General features: G+C 59.1%; 15 protein-coding genes. 9 read left to right on the plus strand and 6 right to left on the minus strand.

Features of this window, described 5'->3' with window-relative positions; translation table 11 throughout:
- The first annotated feature begins 52 nt into the window (after window positions 1–52).
- Window positions 53–382 carry a ComEA family DNA-binding protein gene (locus tag PMI28_RS18220; RefSeq protein WP_007985422.1) on the plus strand — a complete coding sequence of 110 codons (330 nt, stop codon included), beginning with the start codon at window positions 53–55 and terminating at the stop codon, window positions 380–382.
- A gap of 91 nt (window positions 383–473) precedes the next feature.
- Here the strand turns inward: PMI28_RS18220 and PMI28_RS18215 are convergent, their stop codons facing one another.
- A complete protein-coding gene (locus PMI28_RS18215; protein ID WP_007985423.1) occupies window positions 474–1,748 on the minus strand; it encodes a Wzz/FepE/Etk N-terminal domain-containing protein in 1,275 nt (424 codons plus the stop codon).
- Between the two features lie 389 nt (window positions 1,749–2,137).
- Between PMI28_RS18215 and PMI28_RS18210 the strand changes: the two genes are divergently transcribed.
- On the plus strand, window positions 2,138–2,932 hold the full coding sequence (locus tag PMI28_RS18210; RefSeq protein WP_007985424.1) for an SDR family NAD(P)-dependent oxidoreductase: 795 nt from the start codon (window positions 2,138–2,140) through the stop codon (window positions 2,930–2,932).
- 32 nt (window positions 2,933–2,964) lie between these two features.
- Window positions 2,965–4,239: a beta-ketoacyl-ACP synthase II gene (fabF, locus tag PMI28_RS18205; protein ID WP_007985425.1), complete on the plus strand. Its 1,275-nt coding sequence runs from the start codon at window positions 2,965–2,967 to the stop codon at window positions 4,237–4,239.
- Here the strand turns inward: fabF and PMI28_RS18200 are convergent.
- The 5 genes from PMI28_RS18200 to rfbB all read right to left on the minus strand — a co-directional run bounded on the left by PMI28_RS18200 (window position 4,236) and on the right by rfbB (window position 8,267).
- Complete coding sequence (locus PMI28_RS18200) at window positions 4,236–4,793, minus strand: TetR/AcrR family transcriptional regulator (protein ID WP_007985426.1); 558 nt, start codon at window positions 4,791–4,793, stop codon at window positions 4,236–4,238. The two genes, fabF and PMI28_RS18200, sit on opposite strands and share 4 nt — an antisense overlap.
- A gap of 165 nt (window positions 4,794–4,958) precedes the next feature.
- On the minus strand, window positions 4,959–5,126 hold the full coding sequence (locus PMI28_RS29535) for a DUF2897 family protein (RefSeq protein WP_007985427.1): 168 nt from the start codon (window positions 5,124–5,126) through the stop codon (window positions 4,959–4,961).
- A 270-nt stretch (window positions 5,127–5,396) separates the two neighbouring features.
- Window positions 5,397–6,266, minus strand: a complete 870-nt coding sequence (gene rfbD, locus PMI28_RS18195; RefSeq protein WP_007985428.1) for a dTDP-4-dehydrorhamnose reductase — start codon at window positions 6,264–6,266, stop codon at window positions 5,397–5,399.
- 46 nt (window positions 6,267–6,312) lie between these two features.
- Window positions 6,313–7,188: a glucose-1-phosphate thymidylyltransferase RfbA gene (gene rfbA / locus PMI28_RS18190; protein WP_007985430.1), complete on the minus strand. Its 876-nt coding sequence runs from the start codon at window positions 7,186–7,188 to the stop codon at window positions 6,313–6,315.
- The gene (gene rfbB / locus PMI28_RS18185; RefSeq protein ID WP_007985433.1) at window positions 7,185–8,267 is read right to left on the minus strand and encodes a dTDP-glucose 4,6-dehydratase; all 1,083 of its coding nucleotides are present in this window, start codon (window positions 8,265–8,267) and stop codon (window positions 7,185–7,187) included. The genes rfbA and rfbB overlap by 4 nt, the downstream gene beginning before the upstream one ends.
- Before the next feature lie 344 nt (window positions 8,268–8,611).
- Here rfbB and kdpF point away from each other — a divergent pair, with 344 nt between their 5' ends.
- The 6 genes from kdpF to PMI28_RS18160 all read left to right on the plus strand — a co-directional run bounded on the left by kdpF (window position 8,612) and on the right by PMI28_RS18160 (window position 16,723).
- The gene (gene kdpF, locus PMI28_RS29540) at window positions 8,612–8,701 is read left to right on the plus strand and encodes a K(+)-transporting ATPase subunit F (protein WP_007899818.1); all 90 of its coding nucleotides are present in this window, start codon (window positions 8,612–8,614) and stop codon (window positions 8,699–8,701) included.
- Between the two features lie 8 nt (window positions 8,702–8,709).
- Window positions 8,710–10,404 carry a potassium-transporting ATPase subunit KdpA gene (gene kdpA / locus PMI28_RS18180; RefSeq protein WP_007985436.1) on the plus strand — a complete coding sequence of 565 codons (1,695 nt, stop codon included), beginning with the start codon at window positions 8,710–8,712 and terminating at the stop codon, window positions 10,402–10,404.
- A gap of 10 nt (window positions 10,405–10,414) precedes the next feature.
- A complete protein-coding gene (gene kdpB, locus PMI28_RS18175) occupies window positions 10,415–12,472 on the plus strand; it encodes a potassium-transporting ATPase subunit KdpB (RefSeq protein ID WP_007985438.1) in 2,058 nt (685 codons plus the stop codon).
- Window positions 12,473–12,657: 185 nt separating this feature from the next.
- Window positions 12,658–13,203 carry a potassium-transporting ATPase subunit KdpC gene (kdpC, locus tag PMI28_RS18170; protein ID WP_007985440.1) on the plus strand — a complete coding sequence of 182 codons (546 nt, stop codon included), beginning with the start codon at window positions 12,658–12,660 and terminating at the stop codon, window positions 13,201–13,203.
- Window positions 13,204–13,333: 130 nt separating this feature from the next.
- Window positions 13,334–15,985 carry a sensor histidine kinase gene (locus PMI28_RS18165; protein ID WP_007985442.1) on the plus strand — a complete coding sequence of 884 codons (2,652 nt, stop codon included), beginning with the start codon at window positions 13,334–13,336 and terminating at the stop codon, window positions 15,983–15,985.
- A 48-nt stretch (window positions 15,986–16,033) separates the two neighbouring features.
- Entirely contained in the window at window positions 16,034–16,723 is a 690-nt protein-coding gene (locus tag PMI28_RS18160; protein WP_007985444.1) for a response regulator, read from the plus strand.
- Window positions 16,724–16,816 lie beyond the last annotated feature (93 nt).

The following is a 16,816-nucleotide window of genomic DNA, read 5'->3' on the forward strand; positions in this document are numbered from 1 at the left end:
AGAGCAGCTTCGGAAAAGCTGCTTTTTTCAATTCATGTCATGGAGCATCATCATGCGTAAAGGTTACTTCTACTCTTTGGTTTTTGCCCTTTTGAGCGGCGCTTCTGTTGCAGCTATTGCTGCTCCGGAAGCTAAGGCTGTTGAGTCTTCCGTGGTCACGGAAGCTGCTACTAGAGCGAAGGCCCATAAAGTTGATCTGAATGGTGCAGATGCGCCAACACTTCAACGTGAGCTAGCCGGTGTTGGAGAGGCGAAGGCCAAGGCAATTGTTACGTATCGTGATAATAATGGGCCATTTGCGTCAGTAGATGAACTCCTTGAGGTCAAGGGGATTGGTAAGGCAATTCTGGAAAGTAACCGAGATAAGATTGACGTGAATTAATCGCGAGATGTCAGAAAAAGGCCGATCATTGATCGGCCTTTTTATTGGAGCGGGCAGTAAGCTTGCAGGCTTTTAGTCTGTAGAGCGTTTGTCAGTCGATTTTTTTAGGCAGCATGATTGTCCGGGCAGCAACGAGCAATGTTCCGAGGATCAGTCCGAACATTAAACCTAAGCCAACGATTAACGCTTTCCTCGGCTTGATAGGGCCTGGCGGGGGAGACGCCGGTTTGTCGATGTTAACCAGATTAAATTGTTCAAAATTGACATGCAGGTTTTTCAGGTGTGCCAGCTCTTCCCGGATCTCACCTAAGCCTTTTAAGAACAGTTCTTCGTTACTGCGCTGTTTAAGCAGGGCAACTTTCCGGTTATTGGCGAGGAGGCTGAGCTCTTTCTGGATTTCATCAACGCGAGGTTCAGTAAAATCATCGGAGTTTCGGGAGGCGAGTGTTGTGCGCTCTGCTTCCAGTGCCGACTGCCCCATAAAATACAGAGGGATTTGTTGGTTGCTTACTTCTGTGCGAATCATGTTGCCTTGCCTTGTCTGCCCAGCCTCTCCAAGGGCAGATGGCGTGGTAGGGGCAACAATTCCCAGTTTTTTGGCAATCGATATTGCCTCATCCAACTGTTTTACACGATTTTGTCGACGAGTTTGCAATTGTTGCCGCAGGGCTTTGAGTTCGTCTTGTAGAGTTTCTTTTTTTAACTGATCCTTTTCAAGGAGTTCTGCGATTTGCGAGTCTTTTTCGGCCTCGTATGCAGCTTTCTTGGATAACAGCTTTCTTTCTGTTTGCGCGATCCGGTTCTCAACAAGAGTTTTAAAGTCCGCTTCGACCTTCTCTTTTTCGCGTTTGACTACAAACTTGGTAAAGTCGTTAACAATAGCCACCCCATCCACGCCAGATGGATACTCTACGCTAAATTGAATTGCCTCCGAAAAATTAGTGGTTTTTTTAGGGTCGATCTGCTCAATCGTAAACGCATTAGTACTGAAATGTTCGATAGTCTCTTCAATTGATTTGCCGTCGTCTTGTATAGGGGCGAGCAAATCCGGATTGGCCTGGAAGAAACTTAAGCGTTCGGTATAAGAACCCATGGCCGAACCAATACGTTTTAAGGCTTGTTCTGGTTGGATCTTATAAAGACCGGATTCGTTTAACATATCCAAGTCTGCAGTCGCTGCAGGCCTGATTTCGCTCTGCACTTTATATTGAGGTCGCGCCGTTAATGCATAAGTTACTGCGATTGCTGTGGAAAGCCCGGTGAAGAGTAGAATAATCCTTCTTTGCTTCCATACGTCGCGAAGAAACTCTGCAATATCGATTTCATGACGCTCAATGTCAGGACGTATTTTTGTAGGGAAGTTCATGAAACCCTCAAATTACAAAAAATCAGCTGGCGTCGAGTAATGCCCTATCGATCTTCGCTGACTGTGGTGGTGAAAAAATATTTAGAAATATTTTGCATTCTCCCGTATCTACATTCTGCCGGCAAGCTGTTGACAAGTTAAACAGCTATTTCTGCAGTCTCTTCCTACTCGGCGGAACCGGCAGAATCCACGGAAAGCAGCAGCCAGGTCTTTGATGCGTCGCTGTAGGGGTTCGAATTACTGGTGTGCTGAAGGAAGGGACAGGAAGGGGCCATATTTGGGGGGTTGTCCGCTTGTCTGCGCACAAAAATTACGTGTGCAACAAACCGGTTAAATTATGCATATAATAAAAACCTCGTTCTCATCCGAGTAAGCCCAGGAGCACAGTCATGAATTCAACCCAGTTCCAAGGTACAGCCCTCGTCACTGGAGCTTCATCCGGCATCGGGGCGGTCTACGCCAAGCGTTTGGCTGCGCGTGGTTTTAATTTGTTGCTGGTTGCTCGCGATCAGGATCGCCTTGAAACCGCCGCCACCAAGCTGCGCGCCGAGCATGGTGTTCACGTGGAAGTGCTCAAGGCCGATTTGACCCAAAGCGAGGACGTTCTGAAGCTCGAACAACGCTTACGCAGCGATTCAAGTATCAGCCTTTTGCTCAATAACGCGGGTGTGGCAGCGGACGGACTATTGGCTAATGCCGATCTGGATCAACTGGAACGCTTGATTCAGTTGAACGTCACAACCGTCACGCGGCTTGCCTCAGCAGCAGCTGCAAGCTTTGCCAAGGCGGGGCGAGGAACGATCATTAACATTGCTTCAGTTGTCGCGCTGTTCCCCGAGCGCTTCAACGCGACGTACAGTGCCAGCAAGGCATATGTTCTGAGCTTGACTCAGTCTTTGAACGCCGAACTGGACGGCACCGGCGTCAAGGTTCAAGCCGTTCTGCCAGGCGTCACACGTACTGAAATATGGGAACGCTCCGGTATCGATGCTTCACAAATTCCGGCGGATATGGTGATGGAGGCGGGGGAGATGGTTGATGCCGCGTTGGCGGGCCTGGATCAGGGTGAGTTGATCACCATTCCTTCGTTACCGGACGCAGCCGATTGGGATGCCTTTGTAGCGGCGCGTCTAGTCCTGGCGCCGAATCTTTCCAAAAGCAAAGCAGCCGCACGTTACAAGTGAGGCGCAATCCATTGGCTAGAGGTGTGAGCGGTATGAGTGATCGTCGAGTGGTTGTTACGGGCATGGGGCTGGTGTCTCCGTTGGGCAGTGGTGTTGATGCTGTCTGGGAACGTCTGTTGGCGGGACGTTCAGGTTTGCGAAATTTGCCTGACAGCGTAGTAGCCGATTTGCCGGCCAAGGTCGGTGGGGTGGTGCCAACACTGGCAGATGATGCGAAGGCCGGTTTCGATCCGGACCTCGCAACGCCGCCCAAAGAACAGAAAAAAATGGACCGATTCATTTTGTTCGCGATGGAGGCTGCGCGTCAGGCTCTGGAGCAGGCCGGCTGGCAGGCGCTCGACGCCGGAGCCCGGGAGCGCACGGCAACCATCATCGGGTCCGGCGTCGGTGGTTTTGGCGCGATTGCGGATGCGGTACGTACGACCGACAGCCGTGGGCCGAGACGCTTGTCTCCGTTCACAATTCCTTCGTTTTTGGTCAATCTGGCGGCCGGCCATGTCTCGATAGCGCATGGCTTCAAAGGTCCATTGGGTGCGCCAGTTACGGCTTGCGCTGCTGGTGTGCAGGCAATCGGCGATGCCGCGCGTTTGATTCGCGCGGGTGAGGCGGATATCGCGGTGTGCGGTGGTGCGGAAGCGGCGATCGATCGGGTCAGCCTTGCCGGGTTCGCGGCTGCTCGCGCCTTGTCCAGTGCTTACAACGACACACCTGAGCGCGCTTCACGGCCTTTCGACAGTGGTCGCGATGGCTTTGTCATGGGAGAAGGGGCCGGGCTGCTGGTCATCGAGTCTCTGGACCATGCGCTGGCCCGTGGCGCCCGACCTCTGGCGGAGCTGGTCGGCTACGGCACCAGCGCCGATGCCTATCACCTGACCGCAGGCCCCGAGGACGGCAGTGGTGCGCGGCGAGCGATGTCGTTGGCATTGGCACAGGCAGGTGTTTCACCGGCTCAGGTTCAGCATCTGAATGCTCATGCAACCTCGACCCCAGTGGGTGATCTGGGTGAGCTGGCGGCGATCAAGGCGTTGTTCGGTGCGCAAAACGGCATCGCCGTGACATCGACCAAGTCGGCGACCGGGCATTTGCTCGGTGCAGCGGGAGGACTCGAAGCGATCTTTACGCTGCTGGCGATCCGCGACCAGATCGTGCCGGCGACCCTCAATTTCGAGAACCCGGACCCTGCCACTGAAGGTGTGGACATCGTTCATGGCAATGCGCGGCCGATGGCCATCGAATATGCGTTGTCCAACGGCTTCGGATTTGGCGGGGTCAATGCCAGTGTGCTGTTCAAGCGTTGGCAGGGTTAGTCCTGCGAGTGTTTGAGGTGTTCGCGTGCGACGTCGAGAATCCGTTGGGCAAACTCGGCGTCGGCAACGCTGCGGGATAGCAATAAGGCGCCGACCAGTGTAGACATGATGACGATGCTGCGGTCGGCGGTGCGCTCTCCGACGAGGGTGTTCTGGATCTGATCGAGTCGCGCCTGCAGCACGACGTCGCTGGTTGGACTCGGTTGGCCACGCAGCCCCAGTTCCGAAGAAATGGTCAGCAGCGGGCAGCCTTCCTGAGGCGAGGTTTGATGCCATTCGGACAGGTAAGCGTCAATGAAGGCTTCGAGTGGATGCTCCTCGGCGAAGATTTGCGCGCACAATTTGTCGACTTGTTCGCCAGCCTCCTGCAAGGCTTTTTCCACCAGTTCGTCTTTGGACTTGAAGTGCGAGTAAAAGCCACCGTGGGTCAAGCCCAGTGCTTTCATCAGAGGTTGCAGCCCGGTCGCGCCGATACCGTCGCGTCGAAATCGCGCTGAAGCTTCTTTGATTATGCGTTGGTGGGTCTGGGCTTTATGGTCCTGCGAGTAACGCATCTGATATCTCCGCATCAATGCGGCCATATTAACCAATGAAAATTGCATGGTGACTGTACTTCTACTTCTAAAAGACATGCAGATGCTTCGATATGGGCACAAAGCAGCATGATTTCAGGCGTTTTACGCAAAAACAAACCCCGCCGTTCAAGGCGGGGTTTTCAGTCAGCGGTCCTGCGCTTCCTTGGCGTCCATTTCCGCATTGCGTTCGGCGACGCGCTTACGTTGCTCTTCGGTCAGTTCGACCTTGTTGGCGGTGTCACGCAGTAGCATCAGACCACCAACGATCGAGCCGATGGCAACGACCAGAATCAACCAGGCATACCAGGGCATAGGACTCTCCTTGAAAGCAGGCGGGTTGGCGAGGGTTCGCCAACCGATCGTGCATATCACTATGAGTGATGGGGTTTCAACGCAGTTCCATCGCTGTCACCCACATTCTATGCCTGTTGTTCAAGGTTCACTCGAACGCTTTCAATGTCCGGTCAACATCACATCCGCCGGTGCGTCGACGCGCAATTGCGCGGTGCGCATGAAGTACACGAAACCGGCCGCGATGCAGGCACTGACTGCCTCAATGCAGGTGCGGGCAGCGGATGATGCTCAGCTTTGTTCAGCAAGGCACTCGCGCAGCGCCGTTTGCCAGTCAGGTTGACTGACCCCCCAATCGCGCTGCAAGCGACTGCAATCCAGGCGCGAGTTGAGCGGCCGGGCTGCGGGTGTCGGGTAGTCGCTGGACGGAATCGGTAGCAGGTCGGCGCAGGGTTTGCCCTGTTGTCGCAATTCTTCGCCGATCGCCTGGGCGAAGCCGAACCAGGAGGTTTCACCTTGAGCGGTCAGGTGATAAGTCCCCCAGTTGGCAACTTCGTTCGCCTGCCAGCGTTCAATCAGGGCAAGGGTGCTGTTGGCAATTGTACCGGCCCATGTAGGTGCTCCGATTTGATCGGCGACTACACGTAACTCCGGCTTCTCTTGCAGCAAACGCTGCATTGTCAGCAGAAAGTTGCGGCCATGGGTTGAATAGACCCAACTGGTACGCAGGATCAGATGTTTACCTTGTATGTCCCTGATGGCCTGTTCACCGGCCAGTTTGCTCTTGCCGTACACCCCGAGTGGATTTGGCGCGTCGTCCTCGGTGTAAGGTCCGGCCTTCATCCCGTCGAATACATAGTCTGTTGAGTAATGTATTAACGGAATGTCGAGAGCCCGCGCTTCTTCGGCAAGGATGCCGGGAGCTACCGCGTTAATGGCAAAAGCTGTTTGCGGCTCGCTTTCTGCCAGATCAACCGCTGTATGGGCCGCCGCGTTGATGATCAGGTCGGGCCTGATGTTTTGCACCTGACGGCGGATCTGATCGGATTGCGCGAGGTCGAGCTGATCGCGCCCCAATACGATCAGTTCGCCGACAGCACCCAGCCGCCGTTGCAACTCATGCGAGACCTGACCGTGCCGGCCATTGATGAGTATTTTCACGGGTACAGTCCAGTCTCGTTACCGGGCAAATCGGGCTCACACAGGTTCATTGTTCTTCCCCTGCCAGTTTGGCCAGGTATTGGCCATAGCCCGTCTTGCCGAAGTACCGGGCGCGTTCCAGCAGCTGTTCACGGTCGATCCAGCCATTTTCATAGGCTATTTCTTCGAGACAGGCGACTTTGAGGCCTTGGCGGTGTTCGATGGTCTGCACGTATTGAGAGGCTTCGAGCAAGCTGTCGTGGGTGCCGGTATCGAGCCAGGCGAAACCCCGACCAAAACGCTCGACCTGCAGATCGCCACGTTGCAGATAGGCGTTGTTGACGTCAGTGATTTCCAGCTCGCCGCGAGGCGAGGGTTTTACTGCCTTGGCAATCTCGATCACATCGTTGTCGTAGAAATACAGGCCGGTAACGGCATAACTGGATTTCGGCTTTTTCGGTTTTTCTTCGATCGAAAGCGCACGGCCATCGCGGTCGAAATCGATGACACCGAAGCGCTCGGGGTCTTTGACCCAATAACCGAACACGGTGGCGCCGGAGGAGCGTTTTGCCGCGTTCTGCAATTGTTCGCCAAAGTGCTGACCATGGAAGATGTTGTCGCCCAGGATCAGGCACACAGGGTCATCGCCAATGAACTCTTCGCCAATCAGAAAAGCCTGGGCCAGACCGTCCGGTGAGGGCTGCTCGGCAAAGCTGAAATTCACCCCGAACTGGCTGCCGTCACCCAGCAGATTGCGATACTGCGGCAGATCCTGCGGGGTGGAGATCAGCAGGATGTCCTTGATGCCGGCCAGCATCAGCACCGAGATCGGATAGTAGATCATGGGCTTGTCGTAGACCGGCAACAGTTGCTTCGACACGCCGAGCGTAATCGGGTGCAGGCGTGTGCCCGAGCCACCCGCCAAAACGATGCCTTTCATCATGCGAGCAACTCCTTGGAATTGATGGCCCCGAGGCGTTCGCCCTGATAGCTGCCATCTTGAACACGGCGGCACCAATCCATGTTGTCCAGGTACCATTGAACGGTTTTGCGCAAGCCGGTTTCGAAGGTTTCTTCGGGCACCCAGCCCAGTTCGCGTTCAATCTTGCTGGCGTCGATTGCATAGCGTAAGTCATGACCAGGACGATCCTGGACGAACGTGATCAGGTCGGCGTAATACGCAACGCCCTCAGGCTTGTGCGGTGCCAGCTCTTCAAGCAGGGCACAGATGCCACGCACCACGTCGATGTTCTTTTGTTCGTTGTGCCCGCCGATGTTGTAGGTCTCGCCGACGGTGCCGGTGGTCACCACGTTGAGCAGTGCCCGGGCGTGATCTTCGACGAACAGCCAGTCGCGCACTTGCAGGCCATTGCCATACACCGGCAGCGGCTTGCCGGCCAGGGCATTGAGGATGACCAGCGGAATCAGTTTCTCGGGGAAGTGGAACGGCCCGTAATTGTTCGAGCAATTGGTCAGCAACACCGGCAGGCCATAGGTTCGCTGCCAGGCGCGGACCAGGTGGTCGGACGCCGCCTTGCTGGCGGAGTAGGGCGAGCTCGGCGCGTAGGGCGTCGTTTCCGTAAACAGATCATCGACACCGTGCAGGTCGCCGTAAACCTCGTCAGTGGAAATGTGATGAAAGCGGAAGGCGCTTTTCTCAGGCTCCGGGAGGGCTTGCCAATAGGCGCGGGTCGCTTCGAGCAGGCTGTAGGTGCCGACGATGTTGGTCTGGATAAACTCCGATGGCCCGTCGATGGAGCGATCGACGTGGGACTCCGCTGCCAGGTGCATGATCGCATGAGGCTGGAAGCGCGCCAGCACCGCTCTGACGGTTGCCTGATCAACAATATCGGCCTGAACAAACTCGTAGCGAGGGTTGTTGGCAATGCTGGTCAGCGATTCGAGATTGCCGGCATAAGTCAGTTTGTCCAGGTTGAGCACATCATGCTCAGTGTGTTGGATCAGCTCGCGAACAAGGGCCGAGCCTATGAAGCCGGCTCCGCCGGTAATAAGGATACGCACGTTGGGCCAGCCTTTTTCAGTAATGCGGATAGCGGTAGCTTGCAGGCGCGAGCAGGGAGGTGCAAGAGTTCTTGACCCCATTAAGTTGCGTCGTGCCGGTCGTGCTGGATTATCCATGACTTGCAGCGGTCACTCACTACTCTCGCGCACAATTTAGAGTTTTACCTGCGCCACTCCCGGTGTTTTCTGTACTGGAGTTCCTTTTCGCACCCTGTAACCCCGGCGTAAACCCACTCTTTACGCTTTCTTTATGCCCCGCGCGCACCCTCGATCTCGTTCCTTTACAGCCTCTTTTCCGACAATGACTCCACACGCGGCAATACGCCGTAACACGGAGAACTTCCATGAGCGTTCTGGACGGGGTGTCGCTGCTGCTGGCAGTGGGACTGTTCATCTATCTGTTGGTTGCGCTGTTGCGCGCGGACCGGAACTAGGAGCGGCTATGCACAGTTATGACTATTGGCTGATCCTCGGTTTTTTCGCCCTGGTATTGGTCCCGGCGCCGTTTCTAGGGCGCTTCTACTACAAAGTAATGGAGGGCCAGCGCACGTGGCTGACGCCGGTCCTCGGGCCGGTCGAACGTGGCTGTTACCGGCTGGCGGGGGTTGACCCGCAAGCCGAACAGAGCTGGCGGAAATACGCCTTGGCTTTGCTTGCCTTCAACCTCGCGGGCTTCTTGCTTTTGTTCGCCATCCTGTTGTTCCAGGACCACCTGCCGCTGAACCCGCAGAACCTGCCGGGCCAGGAGTGGACGCTGGCGTTCAATACCGCCATCAGCTTCATGACCAACACCAACTGGCAGGCCTACAGCGGTGAAGCATCCCTGAGCTATTTGAGCCAGATGGTCGGCCTCACCGTGCAGAACTTCGTCAGTGCCGCTACCGGCCTGGCGGTATTGGTCGCGTTGTGTCGCGGTATCGGTCGCAAATCGACAAAAAGCCTCGGTAACTTCTGGGTCGACATGACTCGCGCCACCCTCTACGGCTTGCTGCCATTGTGCCTTCTGCTGGCGCTGTACCTGGTTTGGCAGGGCGTGCCGCAAACCTTCGCGCAGTATGTGAATGCGGTGACGATGCAAGGCGTTGATCAAGTGATCCCGCTCGGCCCGGCCGCCAGCCAGATTGCGATCAAGCAACTGGGCACCAACGGTGGCGGTTTCTTCGGCGTGAACTCGGCGCATCCGTTCGAGAACCCGACGGCGTGGAGCAATCTGTTTGAGCTGGCGTCGATCATCCTGATCCCTGTGGCGCTGGTGTTTACCTTTGGCCACTACGTGAAAGACCTGCGTCAGAGTCGAGCGATCATCGCCTGCATGCTGGCGCTGTTCCTGATCGGCGGCGCGACGTCGCTGTGGGCCGAATACCAACCGAACCCGGCCCTGAACAACGTCGCCGTCGAACAGACTGCGCCGCTGGAAGGCAAGGAAGCGCGCTTCGGCACCACCGGCACTGTGTTGTGGTCGGTGACCACCACGGCCGCGTCCAACGGCTCGGTGAACGGCATGCACGACAGCCTCAACCCGCTGAGCGGCATGGTGGCGCTGGTCAACATGATGGTCGGCGAGGTGATCTTCGGTGGCGTTGGCGCCGGGCTCTACGGCATGTTGCTCAACGTGTTGATCGCAGTGTTCCTCGCCGGCCTGATGATCGGCCGCACCCCGGAATACCTCGGCAAGAAACTGCAAGCCAGGGAAGTGCAATTGCTGGTGGTGACCCTGATGGTCATGCCGATTGGCGTACTGGTGCTCGGTGCGATTGCCGCCAGCCTGCCAGGCCCGGTGGCTGCCGTGAGCAACCCTGGCGCCCATGGTTTCAGTCAGTTGCTCTACGCCTATACCTCGGCCAGCGCCAACAACGGTTCTGCCTTCGGTGGCTTCGGCGCCAATACTCCGTTCCACAACCTGATGCTGGGCCTTGGCATGTTGATCGGTCGCTTCGGCTACATCCTCCCGGTTCTGGCCCTGGCCGGCAGCCTGGCGATGAAGAAAACCGCGCCGATCGGGCAGAACAGCTTCCCGACCCACGGCCCGCTGTTCGTGACCTTGCTGACTGTGACCATTTTGCTGGTGGGCGGCCTGACCTTCTTGCCGACGTTGGCGCTGGGTCCTATCGCTGAACATCTGAGCATGGGCTTCTGAGGATTATTTGATGAATATGCCCGTAATTAAACCGGTCGCCATGAAAGCGCCGGAACAACCGAAAACCGCGATCTCGGCCCTGTGGCGCCCGGCGCTGCTGCAAGCCTTCGTCAAGCTCGACCCACGGCAATTGCAGCGTGCGCCGGTGATGCTGGTTGTTGAACTCACCGCGATCCTGACCACCGTACTGTGCTTCATTCCCGACACGGCGGTGCCGACTTTCGTCGCCGCACAAATTGCCGTGTGGCTGTGGTTCACCGTGCTGTTCGCCAACTTCGCCGAAGCCTTGGCCGAAGGCCGCGGCAAGGCCCGCGCCGACAGCCTCAAGGCCGGTAGCGAAGGCTTGAGCGCCCGGCGCAAAACCGGCAACGGCAGCTTTCAGGTGGTGCCCGCCGCCAGCCTGCGCAAAGGGGACGTGGTGCGCGTCGAAGCGGGGGAAATGATTCCCGGTGACGGCGAGGTAATTGAAGGTATCGCAGCGGTCAACGAAGCGGCGATTACCGGTGAATCGGCCCCCGTGATTCGCGAGTCCGGTGGCGATCGCTCGGCCGTTACCGGCAACACCCGACTGGTGTCCGACTGGCTGCTGGTGAAGATCACCGCCAACCCCGGTGAATCGACCCTGGATCGCATGATCGCCCTGGTCGAAGGCGCCAAGCGCCAGAAAACTCCGAACGAAGTAGCGCTCGACATCCTGCTGATCGGCCTGACCCTGATCTTCCTGCTGGTGGTCGTCACCCTGCAACCGTTCGCCCACTTCGCCAATGGCAGCCTGCCGCTGGTGTTCCTGGTGGCGCTGTTGGTCACGTTAATCCCGACCACCATCGGCGGTTTGCTGTCGGCCATTGGTATCGCCGGGATGGATCGACTGGTGCGCCTGAACGTGATCGCCAAGTCCGGTCGTGCGGTGGAAGCGGCGGGGGACGTGCACGTCCTGCTGTTGGACAAGACCGGCACCATCACCTTCGGTAACCGTCGTTGCTCGGCGGTGTATGCCGCGCCTGGTGTGCCAGCGAGGGAACTGGCCGAAGGCGCATTGCTGGCTTCGCTGGCCGACGATACTGCGGAAGGCAAGTCGATCGTCGAGTACCTGCGCGGCACTCATCCGCAGCCGGAGCCGTCCGCCGACGAGCTGACAGCCGTGCCATTCAGCGCCGAAACCCGCTTGTCCGGTGTCGACTATCAAGGGCGCGTGTACCGCAAAGGCGCGGTGGATTCGTTGCTGGCGTTCGTGGGCCTCAAGCGTGCCGATCTGGCGGCACCGTTGTCCCGTGAAATCGACAAGATCGCCCAAAGCGGCGGCACCCCGTTGCTGGTGTGTGCCGACGGTAAGCTGCTCGGCGCGATCCACCTCAAGGACGTGGTCAAGCCCGGCATTCGCGAGCGTTTCGCCGAGCTGCGCAAGCTGGGCATTCGCACCGTCATGGTCACCGGCGACAACCCGCTGACCGCCGCCGCCATCGCTGCCGAAGCGGGTGTGGACGATGTGCTGGCCGAAGCCACACCGGAGAAAAAACTGGCGCGCATTCGTCACGAGCAAAACGACGGTCGCCTGGTCGCCATGTGCGGCGACGGCGCCAACGACGCCCCGGCCCTGGCCCAGGCGGACGTCGGCATGGCGATGAACGACGGCACGCAAGCGGCACGTGAAGCGGCCAACATGGTCGACCTCGACAGCGACCCGACCAAGCTGCTGGACGTGGTACAGATCGGCAAGGAATTGCTGGTCACCCGCGGTGCGCTGACGACCTTTTCCATCGCCAACGACGTGGCCAAGTACTTCGCGATTCTGCCGGCGCTGTTCGCCGCGATCTACCCGCAACTGGGCGTGCTCAACGTGATGCACCTGAGCAGTCCGCAGAGCGCGATTCTGTCGGCGATCGTGTTCAACGCCCTGATCATCGTGGTGCTGATTCCTCTGGCACTGCGCGGTGTGCGGGTACAAGCGGCGAGTGCGGCGGCGTTGCTGCGACGCAATCTGCTGATCTACGGGCTGGGCGGGATTCTGGTGCCGTTCGTGGGCATCAAGGCAATCGACATGCTGTTGACGGCGTTGCATTTGGTTTGACCCATGGTGAGCGCTTCGCGCTCGATCGCCAGCAAGCCGGCTCCTACAGGTCTCGCGAACGACACCCCCTGTAGGAGCTAGCTTGCTAGCGATGGACGTTAACGATAACGCGTTCTGTCTGGATAAACGCGGCGCTCTCCGGTTCTTCGCGAGCAAGCTCGCTCCTACAATTCGAGGATTTTGAAATGTCCACATTGATACGCCCGGCCCTGAGCCTGCTGGTCCTGATGACGCTGATCACTGGCGTCGCTTATCCACTGGTGGTCACCGGGGTGGCCCAGGTGGCTTTCCCGGATCAGGCCAACGGCAGCCTGGTACGTGATGCCGAGGGCAAGGTCCGCGGCTCTTCGCTGATCGCCCAGGATTTCGTCGGCGACGCCTGGTTCCACCCGCGCCCTTCGGCCGGTGCCTTTGCTACCGTGTCGAGCAGTGCCAGCAACCTGTCGCCCAGCAACCCGGCCCTGGCCACGCGGGTGATCGACGATGCCAATAAACTGCTGGTGCCAGGCCAGGGGCCGGTGCCATTGGCGCTGGTCACTACGTCTGGCAGCGGTCTCGATCCGCACTTGCCACCGGCCGCGATTGCCTATCAACTGGCGCGTGTCGCGACGGCACGTAACCTGCCGGTAGCGACCCTGCAGCAACTGCTGGACGCCCACATCGAGCAGCCACTGGTAGGCCCGCCGGTGGTGAATGTGCTTGAGTTGAACCTGGCGCTGGAAAAACTGTAAATCCGTGGTGGAGCCATTCGCGAGCAAGCCCGCTCCCACAGGAGTACGCATTCCAATGTGGGAGCGGGCTTGCTCGCGAAGGCGGTAGAACGGTCACCCATTCCCTTCAAGAAAAAAGAGAGCTTCAAGCATGAGCAACTCCGGCCGCGCCGACGCGCTGTTAGCAGACCTGCCCCGCGATGGCCGTGGACGGCTCAAGGTGTTTCTCGGCGCCGCGCCGGGTGTCGGCAAGACCTACGCCATGTTGCAAGCGGCCCACACCCAGTTACGCCAAGGGGTGAAAGTCATTGCCGGTGTCGTCGAAACCCACGGCCGCGCCGAAACCGAAGTACTGCTCAGCGGTTTACCGCAGCTGCCGTTGGTGCGCTCGGAATACCGTGGTGTGTTGCTCGAAGAAATGGACCTCGACGGCCTGCTCAAAGCCAAACCGAAACTGGTGCTGGTCGACGAGCTGGCGCACACCAACGCGCCCGGCAGCCGTCACGAAAAGCGCTGGCAAGACATTCAGGAACTGCTCGCCGCCGGCATTGATGTGTACACCACGGTCAACGTCCAGCATCTGGAAAGCCTCAATGACCAGGTGCGCGGCATTACTGGCGTGCAGGTCCGCGAAACCCTGCCGGACTGGGTACTGCAGGAAGCCTATGAACTGCTGTTGATCGACTTGCCGCCACGGGAGCTGCTGGAGCGCCTGCGTGATGGCAAGGTCTATGTGCCGGAGCAGGCGCGGGCGGCCATCGATGCGTTCTTTTCCCAGACCAACCTGACGGCCTTGCGCGAACTGGCGATGCAAACTGCAGCGGCTCAGGTCGATAACGATCTGGCCCAGGGCTATCGCCAACTCGGTCAAGCGGCGCCAGCCGTGCGCGGGCGTTTGCTGGTGGGGGTCGACGGCGATGCCCAGGCCGAGCGCCTGGTGCGGCATGCCAGTCGCGTGGCCCAGCGGCGGCACCTGCCCTGGAGCCTGGTGCACGTGGACAACGGCCGCGTGCCTGACGAGCAATCGCGCCTGCGCCTGCAAAGCGCCCAGCAACTGGCTGAGCGGCTGGGGGGCGAAGTGGTGTTGCTACGAGCCGGTGAAGTGGCGAAAACCCTGATCCAGCATGCCGCCGAACGTCGCGCCAGCCTGGTGCTGGTTGGTCAGTCCCGGCCGCGCTTGCGCCGCCGTCTGTTCGGCGGCGGGCTGGCGGCGCGGCTGCTGCGCAATGCTCGGGGACTGGAAATCAACGTTCTCGATAGCGATCACCAACAGCATCAACCCCATCAGCGGTCGATGCAGTCGCTGGTCTGGTTCGACTACGCGCTGGCCGTGTTCGCGACGGTTCTGGCCAGTGCCCTGGCCTGGGCCGTGGCGAGTGTTCTGCCGCTGCCAAATATTTCACTGGTGTTCCTTGCCGCCGTTTTGCTGGTGGCGGTGCGCAGCAGTCTCGGGCCGGCTCTGGCCTGTGCGGCGCTGTCGTTTCTGACTTATGACTTCCTGTTCATTCCACCGAATTTCTCTTTCAGCATCCAGCGCGAAGAAGACGTGCTGACCTTGCTGTTCTTCCTGCTGATGGCGGCCCTCACCGGTAACCTCGCGGCGCGCCAGCGCAGGCAATTGCAGGCACTGCGCGATACCCAGGAAGAAACTACCGAATTGCTTGACCTGTCGCGCAAACTCACCGCCGCCACCGACCGTCAGGCCGTGGTCAGCGCGGCCGCCCAGCACCTCAACGGTTGGAGTGATGTGCAACTGTGCCTGCTCAATCGCGACGGGCAAAGCGGCTGGAAGGTTGAAACCGGTGGCCCGCTGGACTTCACCGAAGCCGAACGCGCCGCCGCCGATTGGGCCTGGCAGCACGATCAACCGGCGGGTGCGGGCACCGGCACATTGCCGTTCGGCCGCTGGTGGTGGTGGCCGTTATCGGTGGAGGACGGCCCGCTGGCGTTGCTCGGCGTATGCGCCAGGGAAGGTCAGGTCCTGAGCGGCCAGCGTCGACGCTTGTTGACCGCGCTGAGCCAGCCGCTGGCCCAGGCGCTGGCCCGGGCGCAACTGGCCGATGATCTGGAAGCGGCACGGCTGCACGGCGAAACCGAGCAACTGCGCAGTGCCTTGCTGGCTTCGGTGTCCCACGATTTGCGCACACCGCTGACGTCCATGCGCGGCAGTATCGACAGCCTGCTGGCCCTGGGTGAAGCGATCCCGCTGGAGGATCGGCGTGAACTGCTCGAAGGCACCCGCGATGAAGCCGAGCGCCTCGATCGCTACATCCAAAACTTGCTCGACATGACCCGGCTCGGCCACGGAGCCCTGAAGCTGGCGCGGGACTGGGTGTCGCCGGCGGACATCGTCGGCAGCGCGCTCAATCGCCTGCGGGCAGTCCTTGCGACGTTGCAAGTCAGCACCGACGTGCCGGCCGAATTACCGTTGCTGTACGTGCATGCCGCACTGATCGAACAGGCACTGGTCAACGTGCTGGAAAACGCCGCGCGGTTTTCGCCGCCCCACGGGCGTTTGCAACTGCGCGCCGGGGCTGACGACGGTGAGCTGTTTTTTTCGGTCAGTGATGAGGGACCGGGGATTCCGGAGGCGGAACGGGCGAAGATTTTCGACATGTTCTACACCGCGGCGCGAGGTGATCGTGGCGGGCAGGGCACTGGACTGGGGCTGGCGATTTGTCAGGGCATGGTCGGTGCCCATGGCGGGCGCATCAGCGTCGCCGACGGCATCGAAGGGCGTGGCACCTGCATTTCCTTACATCTGCCGCTACAGGCTCAGCCGGGATACGAAGGTGAAGCCTGAACGTGTGTGCGCTACTCTCTTGCCACTTCTTAGTGTCGATGTGAATTCATGAGCCAGACCGCGACCATTTTGGTCATCGATGACGAACCGCAGATCCGTAAATTCCTGCGCATCAGCCTCGTGTCCCAGGGCTATAGAGTGCTGGAGGCCGGTACCGGCAGCGAAGGATTGGCACAAGCTGCGCTGAACAAACCGGATTTGCTGGTGCTCGACCTCGGCTTGCCGGACATGGACGGCCAACAGGTATTACGTGATTTTCGCGAGTGGTCGACGGTTCCGGTGCTGGTGCTCTCCGTGCGCGCCGGTGAAGGGCAGAAAGTCGAGGCCCTGGATGGCGGCGCCAATGACTACGTGACCAAGCCGTTCGGTATTCAGGAGTTCCTGGCACGGATTCGTGCGTTGTTGCGCCAGGCGCCCGTGGGCGAAGCCCAGCCAGCGGCACTGGCCTTCGGTCCGTTGACCGTTGACCTGGCGTATCGCCGGGTGCTGCTCGACGGTGCCGAAGTCGCGCTGACTCGCAAGGAATACGCCGTGCTGGCGCAACTGGCGCGGCATCCCGGGCGGGTGATCACCCAGCAGCAATTGCTCAAGGACATCTGGGGACCGACTCACACCGAAGACACCCACTACCTGCGCATCGTGGTCGGGCACTTGCGCCAGAAACTGGCGGATGATCCGACCCAACCAAGGTTCATCGTGACCGAGGCAGGGGTGGGGTATCGGTTGTTGAGTGAGTAGTTTTGAAATTTTGTGGTGACTATCAGGGCCTCTTCGCGAGCAAGCCCGCTCCCACAATGACCGCGTCGGTCACAATTCATGTATACGACGCGA

This window comes from Pseudomonas sp. GM48 (assembly GCF_000282335.1).
Taxonomy (GTDB): Bacteria; Pseudomonadota; Gammaproteobacteria; order Pseudomonadales; family Pseudomonadaceae; genus Aquipseudomonas.